Annotated in this window: 11 protein-coding genes and 2 pseudogenes; 9 read left to right on the top strand and 4 right to left on the bottom strand. The window is 72.7% G+C overall.

The window, feature by feature from the left end:
- Positions 1-96: 96 nt before the first annotated feature.
- Genes AB5J55_RS22010 through AB5J55_RS22000 form a run of 3 tightly spaced genes read left to right on the top strand, consistent with a single transcriptional unit; the run spans position 97 to position 3,513 of the window.
- The gene (locus tag AB5J55_RS22010) at positions 97-1,329 is read left to right on the top strand and encodes a Clp protease N-terminal domain-containing protein (RefSeq protein ID WP_369272317.1); all 1,233 of its coding nucleotides are present in this window, start codon (positions 97-99) and stop codon (positions 1,327-1,329) included.
- Positions 1,330-1,340: 11 nt separating this feature from the next.
- Positions 1,341-2,813 carry a sensor histidine kinase gene (locus AB5J55_RS22005; RefSeq protein ID WP_369272316.1) on the top strand — a complete coding sequence of 491 codons (1,473 nt, stop codon included), beginning with the start codon at positions 1,341-1,343 and terminating at the stop codon, positions 2,811-2,813.
- A gap of 46 nt (positions 2,814-2,859) precedes the next feature.
- Complete coding sequence (locus AB5J55_RS22000) at positions 2,860-3,513, top strand: response regulator (RefSeq protein ID WP_369272315.1); 654 nt, start codon at positions 2,860-2,862, stop codon at positions 3,511-3,513.
- A gap of 37 nt (positions 3,514-3,550) precedes the next feature.
- Here the strand turns inward: AB5J55_RS22000 and AB5J55_RS21995 are convergent.
- Together AB5J55_RS21995 and AB5J55_RS21990 are read right to left on the bottom strand one after the other, a co-directional pair.
- A pseudogene (locus AB5J55_RS21995) lies at positions 3,551-3,694 on the bottom strand (calcium-binding protein); the annotation flags it as partial.
- A gap of 110 nt (positions 3,695-3,804) precedes the next feature.
- The gene (locus AB5J55_RS21990) at positions 3,805-5,319 is read right to left on the bottom strand and encodes an SDR family oxidoreductase (RefSeq protein WP_369272314.1); all 1,515 of its coding nucleotides are present in this window, start codon (positions 5,317-5,319) and stop codon (positions 3,805-3,807) included.
- Between the two features lie 372 nt (positions 5,320-5,691).
- Here AB5J55_RS21990 and AB5J55_RS21985 point away from each other — a divergent pair.
- From AB5J55_RS21985 to AB5J55_RS21970, 4 genes and pseudogenes are all read left to right on the top strand, one after another.
- A pseudogene (locus AB5J55_RS21985) lies at positions 5,692-5,829 on the top strand (MerR family transcriptional regulator); the annotation flags it as partial.
- A gap of 231 nt (positions 5,830-6,060) precedes the next feature.
- Positions 6,061-6,264, top strand: a complete 204-nt coding sequence (locus tag AB5J55_RS21980) for a cold-shock protein (RefSeq protein WP_007383480.1) — start codon at positions 6,061-6,063, stop codon at positions 6,262-6,264.
- Positions 6,265-6,424: 160 nt separating this feature from the next.
- On the top strand, positions 6,425-6,712 hold the full coding sequence (locus tag AB5J55_RS21975) for an SCO5918 family protein (RefSeq protein WP_369272313.1): 288 nt from the start codon (positions 6,425-6,427) through the stop codon (positions 6,710-6,712).
- Positions 6,713-6,766: 54 nt separating this feature from the next.
- Positions 6,767-7,171, top strand: coding sequence for a hypothetical protein (locus tag AB5J55_RS21970; protein ID WP_369272312.1), 405 nt, complete (start codon positions 6,767-6,769; stop codon positions 7,169-7,171).
- 11 nt (positions 7,172-7,182) lie between these two features.
- Here the strand turns inward: AB5J55_RS21970 and AB5J55_RS21965 are convergent, their stop codons facing one another.
- Complete coding sequence (locus AB5J55_RS21965) at positions 7,183-9,237, bottom strand: glycoside hydrolase (protein ID WP_369272311.1); 2,055 nt, start codon at positions 9,235-9,237, stop codon at positions 7,183-7,185.
- Positions 9,238-9,495: 258 nt separating this feature from the next.
- Between AB5J55_RS21965 and AB5J55_RS21960 the strand changes: the two genes are divergently transcribed.
- Entirely contained in the window at positions 9,496-10,497 is a 1,002-nt protein-coding gene (locus AB5J55_RS21960) for a LacI family DNA-binding transcriptional regulator (RefSeq protein ID WP_369276258.1), read from the top strand.
- Between the two features lie 101 nt (positions 10,498-10,598).
- Positions 10,599-11,525 (top strand): hypothetical protein, encoded by a 927-nt coding sequence (locus AB5J55_RS21955; RefSeq protein WP_369272310.1) that lies wholly within the window; start codon positions 10,599-10,601, stop codon positions 11,523-11,525.
- A 45-nt stretch (positions 11,526-11,570) separates the two neighbouring features.
- Here AB5J55_RS21955 and AB5J55_RS21950 read toward each other — a convergent pair whose 3' ends face one another.
- On the bottom strand, positions 11,571-15,464 hold the full coding sequence (locus AB5J55_RS21950; RefSeq protein WP_369272309.1) for a WD40 repeat domain-containing protein: 3,894 nt from the start codon (positions 15,462-15,464) through the stop codon (positions 11,571-11,573).
- Between the last annotated feature and the right edge of the window lie 156 nt (positions 15,465-15,620).

The raw sequence follows: 15,620 nt of genomic DNA, 5'->3' as shown, positions 1-15,620 counted from the left end.
CCTGGCCGGTCGGCCGACGCGGTGACGTCAGGTGGCTGCCTAGGTTCGGTCCCGACCGGATACGAGCGGATACCGCAGCCCGAGGGGGAGCATTCGATGGATCAGCGACCGAGCACCGGAGTGCGGCACGGCGCCACGGACATCGCCGGAGCCACCGTGGAGTTCGAGTGCGACGTCATGGACCTGTTCGTGGAGGCGCTGCGCGGTGCGATCAAGCATGAGGCAGCGGTCGTAGGGACCGAGAACCTACTGGCCGCGCTCGTCATGGGAGACACGGACGCGGGTGCGGCGATCGCCCCGGGGATGCGGAAGGCCGGTGCGCTCAGTGGCCTGATCGCCGGTCGGGGCGGTCGCGGCTGGGTGAGCGACGACGGGGCCGAGGACGCGGGCACGACCGTCGCGGCCGGTGCCGACGAGGACGAGGTCACCGCCGCCTGGCGTGAGGCGCACTGGCGGTTCGGGCTCGCGAAGCGCGGACCGGCCGCGGACGTCGACCGTGAGCTGCCCGGGATGACCGGCGCCCTGCGGCGGTGCCTGCTGCTCGCGCTCGCGTCGGCCCGCGCCGAAGGTACGGTCTCGGTGCGCTGCCGGCATGTGGCGCGGGCCCTGCTGGAGCTGCCGGAGAGCCGGGCCCGGGAGGCGTTCGTGCTGCAGAAGCTGGACCCGGCAGCCGCGGCGACCGCACTCGACGCGCTGGACGCGAGCGCCCCGGCGGAGACCGAACGGCCGGAATCCCGTGGCGTCACCCTGCTCCGCCGGGCGGGGACGCTGGGCAAGAGCGGCAACCGGCTGACGCGCGCGCTGACGTCGTGGACCTCCGGAGCCGGCGTGTACGGCTCACCGATCGTGTTCGCGGTGACCGTCGAGGCCGTACGGCAGGCTGCGCGGTGCGGGCGTTTTGCGGCGGAGCCCGTGGATCTGCTGCTGGGCATCCTGGCCCTGGACCGCTCCCTTGCCGTTTCCGGACGCGCCCTGCCCGAGGACCTGGCCGACGCCGACTCCGCCGCCGCGCTGCTGCGCAGGCATGGCGTACGGCAGGACTCCCTGACCCGGGTGGCCATGGAACACACGGCAACAGCCCCTGCGGCCGGCGCCCCCGCCTCGGATCGCGATGCCGACCGAATACGGCTCTCCGACTCCGCCGAGCGGGCCAAGGCGGTCGCACAGCTCACCGCCGCCGAGCAGGGCTCGCCCTCGGTCGGTACGGTCCACCTGCTGGCCGCGCTGCTCGAAGCCGAGGACACCCAGGTGGTCCGGCTGCTGTCGGCCGCCGCGCGGGTGGACGTCGCCGCGCTGCGGGCGGAGTTGCCGCGCCGGGCGGGCGCGTGACCCACGGGGGCGTGCCGGCCGGGGAGCCCGAGGCCGCCGTGGACTCCACGGAACGCCGCCCCATCGGCGCTGCGGCGGGGTGGCTGCGCCGCGAGGCCGACGTGAGCCGGGCCGCCCTGCGCGCCGCCTCGCGCCGTACGGTCGCCGTCGACGCGTCGCTGTCCGCGCTGACGGCGGTCCTCGGGCTGCTGCCGCTGCTGCTGGTGCACCCGCAGCACCCGGTTGTGGCGGTCCTGGAAGCGCTGTGGGCGGCGCTGCTCGTCGCCGTACGGCGTGGCCGTCCCGTCGCCGCGGTCCTGGGTGCCGCGCCGCTGGTCATGGGCGGCAACGTGTGGACGCTGCCGGTGATCGCGCTGGTCGTGCTGTCCGCCACGCGTCGGATCGCACCGCCCCGGCGTGCCTGGCGGGTCGTGGGCGCGGCCTGTGCCGTCCTCGGTGCCCTGACCGTCGCCGTCGGCCTGTTCCGGTGGGAGCACCTGCCGATGGACCTGGCCGACAACGCGATCTCCGCGGCGCTCCTCCTGCTGCTCCCCGCCCTGTCCGGGACCCTGCTGGGCCGCCGCCGGCCCTTGACCGGCCTGCTGCGGGAACGCAACGCCTATCTGGAGCAGACCCGTACGCTCACCGCGGAGGCGGCCCGGCTGGAGGAGCGGACCCGGATCGCGGGCGAGATGCACGATCTCCTGGGCCACCGGCTGAGCCTGATCTCGGTGCACGCGGGAGCGCTGGAACTCGCCGCCGCCCGGCAGGCGCCGCCCCTGGTGGGGCAGGCGGAACTGCTGCGCACGACCGCCGGCACAGCCATGGAGGAACTGCGCGAGATCCTCGGCGTCCTGCGGCGCGCGGAGCCGGCGGACGCGATGGATCCGACGGACGGGAACGGGAACCAGGGCACGAGCGAGCGGGGGACGCGCGAGGACATCACCGCCCTGGTGACACAGTCCCGGCAGGCGGGCGGCGGCCCCGTCGAGCTGGACTGGTCGGTTCCCGATACGGCCGAGGTGGGCGCCCGTGCCCGGCAGGCGATCCACCGGGTGGTCCGCGAGGGGCTGACGAACGTGCTGAGGCACGCGTCCGGCGCGCCCACGCGGGTGGAGGTCAGGAGTACGGGCGCAGGTATCGAGGTCGGCGTCACGAACGGGCCGCCGCGCGAGGCCGGCCGTTCACAGGGCGGAACTCACAGTGGACTGGCCGGACTTCACGAGCGCGTCTCGTTGCTCGGCGGCACGTTCGGGGCGGGGCCCCTGCCGGACGGCGGCTTCCGCGTGGCGGCACGGCTGCCGACCGATGCGATCCGGTCCGTGTCCGGGCCGCTCGCGAAGACCTCCGCCGGGCCACTCCCTCCTCCGAGGGGAGCCCACGCCCCGCTGTCGACCGAGGTACTGACCTGGCCGCGCGTCCTCGGGGCCGGCTGCGCATCCGTACTCGTGGTCCTGCCGACGGCAGGCTTCCTCGTCGTCGTGCTGCTGGCGGCGCTCAGGTGAATCCCGAAGGGGCCGAGTCGCCACAGCCGAGTTCTAGGATGAGCCGATGATCCGAGTCCTGATCGCCGACGACGAGGCGCTGATGCGCACCGGTATCCGGCTGATCCTGGAGCACGCCGACGACATCGAGGTCGTGGCCGAAGCCGGGGACGGCAGGGAAGCCGCCGCGGCCTGCCGCGCCCACGACGTCGACGTCGCCCTGCTCGACATCCAGATGCCGGTCGCGGACGGCATCGCGGCCGCCGAGGACATCACCCGCCAGTCACCCCGTACGAACGTCGTGATGCTGACGGCCTTCGGTGAGGAGGCGAGCGTCACGCGCGCCCTGCGGGCCGGCGCCAACGGCTACCTCCTCAAGGACACCGGGCCCACCGACCTGATCCGCGCCGTGCAGCTCGCCGCCAAGGGGGAACCGGTCCTGGCGCCCCGGGTCACCCGCCAACTGCTGGAACGCCATGTGCAGTCCGGCCACGGCACCGAGGCCGCCCTGCACAGGATCGCGGAACTGACCCCTGCCGAGCGCGATGTCCTGCGCCTGCTCGGTACGGGACTGTCGAACTCGGAGATCGCCGACCAGCTGTACCTCAGCGCCGGCACCGTCAAGGCGCACATCAGCCGCATCCTGACCCGCACCGGCTGCGCCAACCGTGTGCAGGCAGCCGTACTGGCCCACGACGCCGGACTGCTCGACGGCCGCTGAGCCGGCGGGCGAAGCACCGGTGCGAGACTCGTGCGGGTCAGTCCTGGCGTTCGACGTCCGTGCCGGGACGGCCCGACAGCGTGTCCGTGCCCGGGCCCCCGTACAGCTTGTCGTCGCCGCTGTTGCCGTAGAGGGTGTCGGCGCCGGGGCCGCCGTAGAGGAAGTCGCTTCCGGTGCCGCCGCGTCGTCAGGAGTTCATACCGCCCCGGTCCGCGCGGGAGGCTTCGTCGAGGGCGGGGACGCGGTCGTGCGGGCGTCGAGGTCGCGGAGTTCTGGGAGCCGGCGGTGTACTCAGTGGGTACGGGCCGGCTGATCGGCGGGCGACTCGGCCGCGGCGGCGATGTTGCGGATCATGCCGCCGAAGACCGCGGCGTGGAAGGGCGCCACGCCCCACCAGTACGCGTGCCCGGCGAGTCCGTGCGGATGGAACAGTGCCCGTTGCCGGTACACCGTGCGCCCCTGCGGATCCCGGTCGACGGTCATCTCCAGCCAGGCCGGGCCCGGCAGCCGCATCTCCGCCCGCAGCCTCAGCAGCCGGCCGGGCTCGATCTCCTCCACCCGCCAGAAGTCCAGGCTGTCGCCGACCCGCAGCCGGTTCGCGTCCCGGCGGCCCCGGCGCAGGCCCACTCCGCCGGCCAGCGTGTCCAGCCACCCGCGCAGGGACCAGGCCACCGGCGAGGAGTACCAGCCGTTCTCGCCGCCGATCGACTCGACCACCCGCCACAGCGCCTGCGGCGACGCCGCGACGATGCGCTCACGGTCGTCCGTGTAGAGGCTGCCGCCCGCCCAGTCGGGGTCGGTCGGCAGCGGATCGCTGGGGGCGCGGGGCGTCGCGGCCGAGGACCACCGCGTGGCCACGTCCGCGTCCTGCACCCGCCGCAGCGCCAGCCGGATCGCGCGGTCGAGGCCGACGGGACCGTCCGGCGGATCCGGCACGTGGCCGACGATGTCCCGTTCGGCACACACCACTTCGTGCTTCAGCGACTCGACCAGCGGGCGGGCGAGCGCGCCCGGCACTGGGGTGATCAGACCGACCCAGAGACTCGACAGCCGAGGGGTGAGCAGCGGCACGGGGACGATGACGCGCCTGCGCAGTCCGGCGACGGCGGCGTACCGCCGCATCATGTCCTCGTAGGTGAGGATGTCCGGTCCGCCGATGTCGAAGGTGCGGTTCACGTCGTACGGCAGCCGCGCGCATCCCACGAGCAGGCGCAGCACGTCGCGCACGGCGATCGGCTGGATGCGGGTGCGCACCCAGCTCGGGGTCACCATCGCGGGGAGCCGCTCGGTCAGATACCGCAGCATCTCGAACGACGCCGATCCCGAACCGATGATCACGGCCGCCCGCAGCACGGCGGTCGGCACGCCCGAGGCCAGGAGGATGCGGCCCACTTCGGCACGGGAGCGCAGATGGGGCGAGAGCGCGTGCTCCGGTACGCCGGCCGGGGTCAGCCCGCCGAGGTAGACGATCCGCCGGACCCCGGCGGCACGCGCCTGCTCACCGAAGACCCTCGCCGCACGCCGGTCGGTCTCCTCGAAGCCCCGCCCCGTACCCAGCGCGTGCACCAGGTAGTAGGCGACGTCGACCCCCTCCATCGCCGCCCGCACGGACCCCTCGTCCGTCACGTCCCCCCGCACGATCTCCACCTGCCCGGCCCACGGATGGTCCCGCAGCTTGGCCGGCGTACGGGCCAGACACCGCACGAAATGCCCGGCACCCAGCAACTCGGGCACCAGCCGACCGCCCAGATAACCGGTGGCACCGGTGACCAGGCAGCGCAGCGGCCGGTCCGCAGGAACCGTCATGGGCCTCACTCCTCCGGGAGCGCGTGCCCTCCCCGGGGCGCCTGTCGCAGTTTCCTCACCTCAGCCCATGCTTGGATCCGGACACGGGCCCCGCAACCTCGGCGGACCCCTTGAGTAGCTCGATCGGACCGGTCACGCCGGCGCCGGCACGACCGGCTGCCGTGCCTCGCCGGCCAGAAAGTCTGTCACGGCGGGACCACATATCGATGCCCGTCGGCGCTAGGGTTGTGGCACGAGGCAGAGAGTGCTGAACCGTTCGGAGCACGGGTGCCGTGTCCGCCCGGCCTCTCGCCGCTTCCCCGAAACGAAGGTGCCATACCCGCCGAGAACGCCCCCGTCGCCGGGAACCGACGACGACTATCCCGCCTACACGCCCGTGAGCTCGTCGGCCAGGGCACTCCCATCGAGGCGGCCTGCCGGGTCGTCTCCCTCGAGGACCGACTGGCGGACGCCCTCCGCCTGAACCGGGACATGCGCCGGAAGCTGGACGAGCGCGGCCCGGATACCTAGTCCCGCCGGTACAGAAATACGGGTTACTGCGGGATGAGACTCAATACTCGGCACCGAAAACACACGGGTACTTACGCCCGGGCTGTGTTAGCGTGATACCAGTTGCAGTTTTGGTTGCCAGAGATTTGTTTCTTTGCAGAGCTTTCCGGATCTTTCCGGAGGGGTGATCATCGCGGCGACTCGGACCCGTAAAGTGCGGAGTCCGGCACTGCCCCCCAAGGGAGATTCAATATGGCATCTGGCACCGTGAAGTGGTTCAACGCGGAAAAGGGCTTCGGCTTCATCGAGCAGGACGGCGGCGGCGCTGACGTGTTCGCCCACTACTCGAACATCGCCACCAGCGGCTTCCGCGAGCTTCAGGAAGGCCAGAAGGTTACCTTCGACGTCACGCAGGGCCAGAAGGGCCCGCAGGCCGAGAACATCGTTCCCGCCTGACGCTGACGCGTACTACGTGGCTGGGGCCCGCGCTCTTGGGGTGCGGGCCCCAGCTCTTTGCTTTTCTTGACGTCCCGGATTGTCAGCAGCCTCGGATTCACCGCCGAGAGGTCCGGATTCTCAAATTCCTTCGGCTCATTCTCGTGCCGTGGAGGCATCCATGCGTTGCGTCATCGCCCGTTTCCCCTTCGACCTGATCAAGAGCGAGGTCGAACAGTCGATGAGCGGCATCACCCCCGAACCGGTCGACGGCGTGGCCGTGACCATCGGCCGTCGCGTCTACCCCGTGATGCAGGTCGGGGAAGTGATCACCAGGCAGAACCGCCGCGACTTCACCGCGGGCGAGATGCGCCGGGCGCTGACCAGACTCGGCTTCGTCTGCCACGACACGCCGCCGGTCCCGCCGACTCGGGACGCGCGAGCTGACGAAGGTGCGCTCGGCTGGTGACGCCTTGCCTCCCGCCACGCCCCGACGCCCGTCGTCGGGCTAGGCTCCGGAGGCATGACACATCCTGACGACCTGCTCGTCGCGATCGCCGCGATGGTGGAGTCGCGCCACAGCAGCCAGATGTCCCTGACAGTAGTGGTTCCCGGAGCCGTCATCACGGGCCGGCTGGCGCCGGAATCCCTGTGGAAGGAGCGGGTGGCCGAAGTCCTGCGGGACTCCGAGCACCTGGGGCAGTTCGCCGCCGCGTTCACCCGGCGCCGAGGCAACCACGAGGCCGACCACCAGGACAGCGACGGCCGCGGGCCGGACCACGGTGACCGGCCCACGCACCTCCACTTCCACGTCGCCCGGATCCTCCAGGGCAGTTTCGGCATCCCCGACACGGGTGGCATGTACCGGGTCGCCCTGGAGGAAGTGAGCGCCTGGACCATCGGCGACATCGGCTACTCGGACCAGTAGGGACCGGACGCCTACTCGGACCCGGCGCCCGTCACCTCGGTCACCTTCCACCGCTGGTTCGCGCCGGAGTTCGCCAGCCACACGCCGACCCCGGCGCCGTCGTTGGTGGACTGCCCTGAGACGTCCGCGAGACGGCCGGTGGCGGCGTTGACCAGGGTCCAGGTGCCGTCGCCCGTCGTCGACATGATCCACTGGGCGGCGCTGTCCCGGCGCCCGTCGTCCGGCTCGGCCACCAGGGCCCCGTCGCGGACGGCCAGGCGCTTGCCCTCGCTCGCCTCGGTGAAGGCGTACCGCTTGCGGTTGTCGGAGCCGCTGATCTGCTCCACCCGCCACTGCTGACCGCTGGGGTCGGCGGCGTCGGCGCTCTTGATGACCAGTCCGGTGCCGTTGTCGGCGATGGTGAGGTCCTTGCCGCTCTGCGCGCCGGTCAGCCGGTAGGTGTGGCCCTTCTTCAGTTCGGCCGCGCCCTTCGCGACGCCGGACACGCCCTTGACGAGGAACGACGTCACCGACTGGGCGGGCACGGTGACCGTGGCCTGCTCGCCGCTGACCGGGACCGCCTTCTGCCGCTCCAGCTTGCCGTCGGCGCTGGTCACGACCGGGGTGACGGTGGCCCGGGAGGAGACTCGGCCGAACTTCGACAGGTCGAGCGTGACCTCGCGTGCCTCGGTGGTGCTGTTGACGTGGACGACGGTGGCCGCGTCGCCCTTGCGGGAGACGGCCGCGGTGCTGGAGGTGTCGTTCGTCTTGATCAGCCGGTCGCCGGGCTTGATGTAGTGCGTGAAGTTCCGGGCGGTGTCGAACTTGGTGTTCGTGTAGATCGGGCAGGACTTGAGCGTGTCCTTCGACGTGCAGCTGAACGACAGCTGGATCTCGCCCCAGTTGCCGCCCTTCGCGGACTCGCCGCCCGGCTTCATGTTGTCGTAGTCCTCGACGGGCTGCCAGAACACCCAGGCGCGGGGCTCCAGTTCGCGCAGGTCGTCGACGATGCGCTGGGCGAGGCCGAGGCCGGGCCGCATGTCCGTGAAGCTCTGGCCGTCTCCCCAGTCGCCCTCGACCTCGCTCATCCACAGCGGCTTGTCCGCGGCCTTGGCCAGGTCGCGGACCGTGGTGCGCTGGCCGGTGCCGTAGGTGTGGACGTTCATCTGGCCGACGAGGTCGCGCACTTCCTGGGGGTAGGAGTTCCAGTTCGTGGCGAAGGTGCCGGGGTTGGTCTCGTCCATCGCGGAGATCTCCGCGTGGGTCCGGGACTTCGCGAGGGTCGGGCCCAGCGCGCTGATCACCTTCTGCTGGAGTTCGGGACCGATGTGGGCGCCTTCCTGACGGCCGCCGACGGGCTCACCGTCCGGGCCGAGCCGGGTGCCCCAGTAGTTCGTGTTCGGCTCGTTGAACGGGTCCAGGGTGTCGACCTTGATGCCGTGCGCCTTCTCCAGGCGTTCGGTGGCGCCCACCAGGTACTTGGCGAAGTCGTCGACGGACTCGGTCTTGAGCTGGTCCTTGCCCGCGTCGAAGTTGCCGGAGACGTAGCCGCTCTCGGTCATGAACCAGGGCGGCGAGTTGCTGAACGTCTCCCAGTGGGTGATGTCCTTCTTGATGCGGTCGATCCACCAGCGCTGCGTCTTGTCGGCCTTGTTGTTCCAGTCGGCCGGGTCGTCGGCGTCCCACCAGTCGACGTCCTCGCGGGTGGTGCCCGCCGGGGCCTTCCACCAGCCCTGGACCGCACCGCCGGCACGCAGGTAGTCCTTGACGTCGGGGGCGTTGCCGCCGCCGATGTTGTAGCGGGCGATGTTCAGCGCGAGGCCGTCGTCGCCGAAGAGGAGCTTCGCGAGCCGCTCGCGTATCGCGGGCGGGTAGTCGCCGGTCGCGTTGGCGAACCAGACCAGGCTGGTGCCCCAGCCCTCGAACTTCTCCTGCTTGTAGGAGGGGTCGGGTACGACGGTGACCGCGGCGGTGGCGGTCGTCTCCGCATGCGCGGCCGGCAGCGCGGTGGCGGCCAGCACGGTCCCGGTCGCGAGGGCCGTGATGCCGACCCCCAGGAGCCTTCTCTTACGGGTGCGGTATGCCATGTCGAGTACTCCAGCGGGGTTCGGTTCGGTGCGGTTCAGTGTGTTCTCGTATAGTTTCTGCTCGGAATGTTTACGTAAACATGCGTTGGCGGGATGTCTACACTGTCCGAATCTCAGGGGTCAAGGAGTCGTCCGGGACCGAAAGTTGCGCAGTGCGCAGACCTAGGGGGCAAGGTGGGCAAGATGGGCACAGCGGACGGTGACGGCACCCCGGCGGGGACGCGGAAGCGTGCCGCCCGCCCCCGTCAGGGCGCCTCCATGGCCGACGTCGCGCGCCTCGCCGGGGTCTCCTCCCAGACGGTCTCCCGCGTCTCCAACGGCTTCCCGGGTGTGAACGAGGAGACCCGGCAGCAGGTCCTGGCCGCGATGCGGGAGCTGGGCTACCGGCCCAACAGCGCCGCACGGGCCCTCAGGCGCGGCGAGTTCCGCACCCTCGGCGTGATCACCTTCTCCCTCTCCACCATGGGGAACATCCGCACCCTGGAGGCGATCGCGACCTCCGCCGCCCAGCACGGTTACGCCGTCACGCTGCTGCCGGTCGCCGTCCCCACCCAGGACGAGGTGAACGGCGCCTTCTCCCGCCTGGGCGAACTCGCCGTGGACGCGGTCATCGTCATCATGGAGATCCACCTCCTCGACGCGGCGACGGTCTCCCTGCCGCCCGGCGTCCAGGTCGTGGTCGTTGACTCGGACGCCGGCGACCGCTACACCGTCGTCGACACCGACCAGGCGGGCGGCGCCCGCGACGCCGTACGGCATCTGCTGGACCTCGGCCATGACACGGTGTGGCACCTCGCCGGGCCGGAGGACTCCTTCGCCGCGCAGCGCCGTGCCAACGCGTGGCGCGGCGCCCTCACGGAGGCGGGCGTGGACCCGCCGCCCCTGGTGCGCGGCGACTGGTCGGCGGAGTCCGGCTACCGGGCCGGTCTGCGGCTCGCCGAACAGCCGGGCTGCACGGCGGTGTTCGCTGCCAACGACCAGATGGCGCTGGGCCTGCTGCGCGCCCTGCACGAACGCGGCCGCAAGGTCCCCGACGACGTCAGCGTCATCGGCTTCGACGACATCCCCGAGTCCGCGTCCTTCCTCCCCCCGCTCACCACCATCCACCAGGACTTCGCCGAGGTGGGCCGCCTCTGTGTCGAGGGCGTCCTGAGCAAGATGCGGCACGGCGGCCCCGACCACGGCACGACGCTCGTCCCGACCCGACTCGTGGGGCGCCGGAGCACGGCACCACCGCCGAAGGGCATTGTTCGCGGCTGAGTACGGGGTGACCGAACAATCCGTGCCCGCGTTGGACTGGTCCCACGGCGCCGGGATCCGGCCCGTGCAGTCGGGAGCAGCGCACGGAGAGAGGTCGTTCGATGGGCAAGAGGGGGAGCGTCGCCGTGGTGGCCGCCGCCGGGCTGGTACTGGTCCTCGGCGGGTGCGGGGGCGGGACGGACGAGGGCGGCACGGCTGACACGTCGGGAACGTCGGGCAAGGGGTCGGCCGAGCCGACACCGGCCAAGTCACCGTCCGAGCAGCTGGTCAAGTGGGTCGGCGGCCTGTGCGAGTCGGCGGCGGCGCTCAAGGAACTGCGGTCGGACAGCGCCGCGGACCTGAAGGAGATCCGGAGCTCGGACGCCCAGGCCGACCTCGTCGCCAGAGCCCGCGCCGTCGGCTACCTCGCCGGCACACCCTCGGCGGTGGACGACGTGGAGAGCGGCCTGGCGGACCTCGGCCGGTCCGGTGTGCCCGCGGCCGATCGGCTGCGGGACGCCTGGCTGAAGAAGGTGCGGGGCGTCGTGACCGAACTCGACGGGGTGTCCCCGAACCCGGCGAACGGCGACGCGGAGGGCAGTGCCGCGGACGTCGACAAGCTCGTGCAGTCCCTCACTTCGCCCCAGCCGGACCTGCCCGCGTTGACCAAGAAGGACGCGCGACTCGCGGCCGCCCACGAGCGGGCGGAGCAGTGCGCCCCGGGCTGGAAGCCCGACGGCCCGGGCGAGGACACCGCCCCACCGGCACCCGACCCGGACGGCCCGCTCCCCAAGGCGGCCGACGGCAAGAACTACGGAGCATGCTCGGACGGCGCGTGCGAGGTCCTGGTGACCTCCACGGCGAACATCACGGCGAACGACGTCGATGTGCATGTCTCCCTGGGCGACGACTACGTCACCTTCCAGACGGCGGGCACCCTGATGCAGCTCGGCGGCGCGGGCGGCGAGGCCGGCTTCGGCGACCGGCTGAAGGCGACCGTCGTCGCACACAACAAGGACGGCGCGGTGCTGAAGTTCACGACCCCCTGAGCCGCCGCCCCGAAGGCCACCCCGGAAAGCCGCTCCTTCCCGCTCCTACCGCCCCTCGCACACGTCCCGGTACCCGAGCTGCGGCAGCCGCTCCTCCCATTCGGCGCGGTTCAGGACGCCGCCGGTGCGGTCGCAGAGGTAGGCCGTCGCGCGGTCCGCGTCCAGGGTCCACACCCGGGCCGTCAGGTCGTAGCCGACGGAGGCGAGGGTGGTGCCGTCCGCGTCGAACGCGACGGAGGTGACGGTGTCCGTGTGGCCGGTGAGTTCCCGGCCGTAGGGCTCGGCGCGAGCGGGGTCGGTCACGTCCCACAGTCGGACGGTGTGGTCGCCGCTGCCGGTCGCGAGTGTCCGGCCGTCCGGGGCGAAGGCCAGCGCCCGGACCGCCCCGCGATGCTCGGCCAGCTCCTCCCCCAGCGGACGGACGCGGTCCGGCCGTCGCACGTCCCACAGGCGGACCGTACGGTCGTCGCTGCCGGTCGCCAGCGTCTTCCCGTCCGGGGCGAACGCCACCGCGTTGACCGGCTCGTCGTGCCCGGTGAGGGCCGCGCCCGCGGGCCTTGCCCGGGTCCGGTCGCCCTCGCCGCCCACCTGCCACAGCCGTGCGGTGTCGTCCTCGGCGCCGGTGGCCAGGAGCCGGCCGTTGCGGCTGAAGGCCACGGAGGTGACGGCGTCCTTGTGGCCGCGCAGGGGCTCGCCCAGGGGCCGTACGCGGTCCGGTCGGCGTACGTTCCACAGCCGTGCCGTGTCGTCGTCGCCGCCGGTCGCCAGCGTCTTCGCGTCCGGGGCGAAGGCGACGGTGAGGACGCCTCCGTCGTGCGCTTCGAGCGGTTCCCCGAGCGGGGCGGGACGTTCGGGCGCGGAGAGGTCCCACAGGCGTACGGTCCCGTCCCTCGAACCGCTTGCCAACGTACGGCCGTCCCGGGCGAAGGCGACGGCCAGTACCGCGTCCTCGTGGCCGAGCGTCCGCGGGATCCGGCGTGGCCGGTCCGGGCGGCGTACGTCCCACAGGCGGATCAGGCCGTCGTCGGTGCTGGCAACGGCGAGCAGGCGGCCGTCGGGGCTGAAGGCGACCGCGGTGAGCGGGTTGGTGAAGTCGGTGAGGACGGTGGGCGGCCGGTGCCACAGCAGGACGCCGCCGTCGGCGCCGGCGCTGGCGAGGGTGCGGCCGTCGGGGCTGAAGGCCACCTCCCACACGGCTTCGGTGTGCCCGGTCAGCGGCTCCCCGAGCTGCAGTGGGTAGGCGGGGTTGGCCACGTTCCACAGCAGGGGCCGGTCGTCCTCGCCCGCGGTCGCCAGGGTCTCGCCGTCGGAGCTGAACGCCACCGACATGACGGGCGCGGTGTGCCCCGTGAGCGGTTCGCCCAGCGGCTGCACACGGCCCGGGTCGGACGCGTCCCACAGGCGTACGGTCTCGTCGAAGCCGGCCGAGGCCAGCGTGCGGCCGTCCGGGGAGAAGGCCAGCGTCCAGACGGAGGCGGAGTGTTCCCGCAGCGGCTTGCCGAGCGGTGCGATCTCAGGTCCGTCCTCGTTCCCCGCGTCCTCGTCGAACCGCCACATCCGTACGGTCCCGTCGTAGCCGCCGGTGGCCAGGGTCTCCCCGTCCGGGGCGAACGCGACCGCGCGGACGCTGCGCGCCTCGGACGCGTCTGCGTCGGCGGGCTCGCCGATCGGCGCGGGGCGAGCCGCGTCGGTCACGTCCCACAGCCGTACGGCGCCGTCGTCACCGGCGGTGGCGAGCGTCCTGCCGTCCGGGGCGAACGTGGCGGAGACGACGCTCTGCTCGTCGTGGCTCACGAGCGGCCGGCTGAGAGCGCGGGGCCGTGACCGGTCGCGCACATCCCACAACTGGATGCCGCCACCTCTCCCGGTGGCCGCCAGCAGGTCGCCGTCCGGCGGGGAGAAGGCGACCGCGCTGACGCCTCCCGTGCGCAGGCGCAACGGTTCGCCCAGCGGCTTGCCCGCGTCCGTGTCCCACAGCCGGACCAGGCCGTCATGGCCGCCACTGGCGAGCATGTGGCCGTCGGGCGCGTAGGCCACGGAGCCGGCGACACCGTCGTGGCCGGGCAGCCGGGTGGCCAGCACCCGGCCCGCGTCCGAGGCCAGCCGGGTCCGCAGGTCCGGCGTGGAGCGCATCCGGTACGCGGCCACGTCGAGCCGGGCGGCGACCCCGGCCTGGGCGTCGCGGACCCGGTCGGCCTCGGCGGTGAGCCGGCCGAAGACGGCGTCGTCCCGTTCGGCCTGCGCGGTGGCGCGGGCCTGGAGGGCGACGACCGCGGTGCCGGTGGCGAGCAGGGTGAGCGCGGCGAGGACGGCCACGACCGTACGGCGCAGGAGCGCGGCGCGGTGCCGGCGCCGGAGCGAGGCGGTGAGGAACTGCCGCTCCAACGGGGTGAGTTCCTCGCTGCCGCCGCCCTCGGGTGCGGTGTCGCGGGGGAAGGCGTCGCGTGCCGCGGACAGCCGGGACCCGGCGTAGAGTGCGGCGTTCTCCTGCCCGAGCGCCTGCCAGGTGCGGGCCGACTCGGAGAGCGAGCGGTGCACACGCAGCCGGTCGCGTTCGGCGTCGATCCACGCGCGCAGGCGCGGCCAGGCGGTGATGAGGGCCTCGTGGGCGAGGTCGACGGTGCCGTCGTCGAAGGTGATGAGACGGGCCCGGACCAGCCGTTCCAGTACCACCCGGGTGTCGGCGGGGTTGCCGAAGGCGAGCTCGGCATGGTCGGTGGGGCGGCGGGTGTCCGGTGCGCCCGCGCCGACCTCCCGGCCGCGCTCGATAAGCGGGGAACCCCAGCCGGGGGCAACGAGGCGGAGCAGGATCCGGCGGGCCAACTCGGCTTGCGATGCGGTGAGTTCGTCGTACACCTGCTCGGCCGTGCGGACGACGGCGCCGCGCAGTTCGCCTGCCGCCTCGTACGCGCTCTCGGTCAGGACGCGGCCGCTGCGGTGACGCCAGGTCTCCAGCAGGGCGTGCGACATCATCGGCAGTCCGCCGGGGGCGCCCTCGACCTCGTCCAGGAGCCGGTCGGTCAGGGCGCGTTCGACGATCAGGCCGGCCGCGGCGGCCGGGCGGACGATGGCCTCCCGCAGCTCGGTCCGGCTCATCGGCCCGGCGAGCAGCGTGGCGTCCTGCAACGCGGCGGTGAGGCCGGGGTGTTCGGCGCACCGGCCGAGGAAGTCGGCCCGCACCGCGATGACGACCCGCAGCCGGCTGTCGGCGTCGGTGGCGGCGACGAGGCGGTCGATGAAGGCGTCCCGGTCGGCCGGGTCGGCGCCGAGGGTGTACAGCTCCTCGAACTGGTCGACGATCAGCCAGGTGTCGGGATCGGTGTCCGGCACGGGCGCGAGCCGCTCGGCGTGAGTACGCAGCGGGTCCGCGCCGGGCGTGAGGATGCGTACGGCCGCGGGAGGTGCGTCGCTGGGGTCGCCGTCCGCGCCGCCGCTCGGGGTGCGCAGCCGAGGGATCAACCCGGCGCGCAGCAGCGAGGACTTGCCGCTGCCGGAGGGGCCGAAGACCGCCGTGAAGCGGTGTTTGCGGTTCAGCTCGATGAGCCGCTCCACGAGCTGGTCACGGCCGAAGAACAGATCGGCGTCGCCCGGTTCGAACCTGGTCAGGCCACGGTACGGCGGCCGGGAGCTGTCGTCGGCCGCGGCGGCCTCGGCGGCCAGCTCGTCCGACACCTCGCGCCAGCGCCGCTCCCACTCGACCACGTCGCCGCCGCACGCCTTGACGTAGGCGAGCGTCACCGCGCGGGAGGGCAGCTGCTTCCCGGCGGCCGCCTGCGACAGGGTGGTCACCCCGTACCGCGCCCGCTCGGCCATCGCCCGGTAGGTGGGCTTCCCCGCGGACTCGCGCAGGGCGCGCAGTTCGGCGGCGAAGCGCGGTACCGGTCCGGCCTGCGGATCAAGCTCGCCCTCGGTGCGCCCCGGCCCCGGCTGTCCCGACACGTGGCCCGCCCTCCCCTTCGGTCACCCTCGGTCGACTTTCCGACGTATCGCCGGTCGGGGCACGGGCGTTCACCCGATCCTCACGCTTCCTCCAGGCAACGCGGTTCGGTGAGTCGAGGTTTACGCCGCCCTGCGCCGCGGCTCGTACACCGAGGA

The sequence above is a fragment of the Streptomyces sp. R11 genome, from assembly GCF_041051905.1.
Taxonomy (GTDB): domain Bacteria; phylum Actinomycetota; class Actinomycetes; order Streptomycetales; family Streptomycetaceae; genus Streptomyces.
Note: the sequence above shows the minus strand (reverse complement) of the source record. Positions and strands in the feature narration are given on the sequence as shown.

Bases quoted from the DNA above. Each gene is read 5' to 3' on its own strand.
- AB5J55_RS22010 (WP_369272317.1), top strand. From the start codon at position 97: ATGGATCAGCGACCGAGCACCGGAGTGCGGCACGGCGCCACGGACATC.
- AB5J55_RS22000 (WP_369272315.1), top strand. From the start codon at position 2,860: ATGATCCGAGTCCTGATCGCCGACGACGAGGCGCTGATGCGCACCGGT.
- AB5J55_RS21990 (WP_369272314.1), bottom strand. From the start codon at position 5,319: ATGACGGTTCCTGCGGACCGGCCGCTGCGCTGCCTGGTCACCGGTGCC.
- AB5J55_RS21980 (WP_007383480.1), top strand. From the start codon at position 6,061: ATGGCATCTGGCACCGTGAAGTGGTTCAACGCGGAAAAGGGCTTCGGC.
- AB5J55_RS21975 (WP_369272313.1), top strand. From the start codon at position 6,425: ATGCGTTGCGTCATCGCCCGTTTCCCCTTCGACCTGATCAAGAGCGAG.
- AB5J55_RS21970 (WP_369272312.1), top strand. From the start codon at position 6,767: ATGACACATCCTGACGACCTGCTCGTCGCGATCGCCGCGATGGTGGAG.
- AB5J55_RS21965 (WP_369272311.1), bottom strand. From the start codon at position 9,237: ATGGCATACCGCACCCGTAAGAGAAGGCTCCTGGGGGTCGGCATCACG.
- AB5J55_RS21960 (WP_369276258.1), top strand. From the start codon at position 9,496: ATGGCCGACGTCGCGCGCCTCGCCGGGGTCTCCTCCCAGACGGTCTCC.
- AB5J55_RS21955 (WP_369272310.1), top strand. From the start codon at position 10,599: ATGGGCAAGAGGGGGAGCGTCGCCGTGGTGGCCGCCGCCGGGCTGGTA.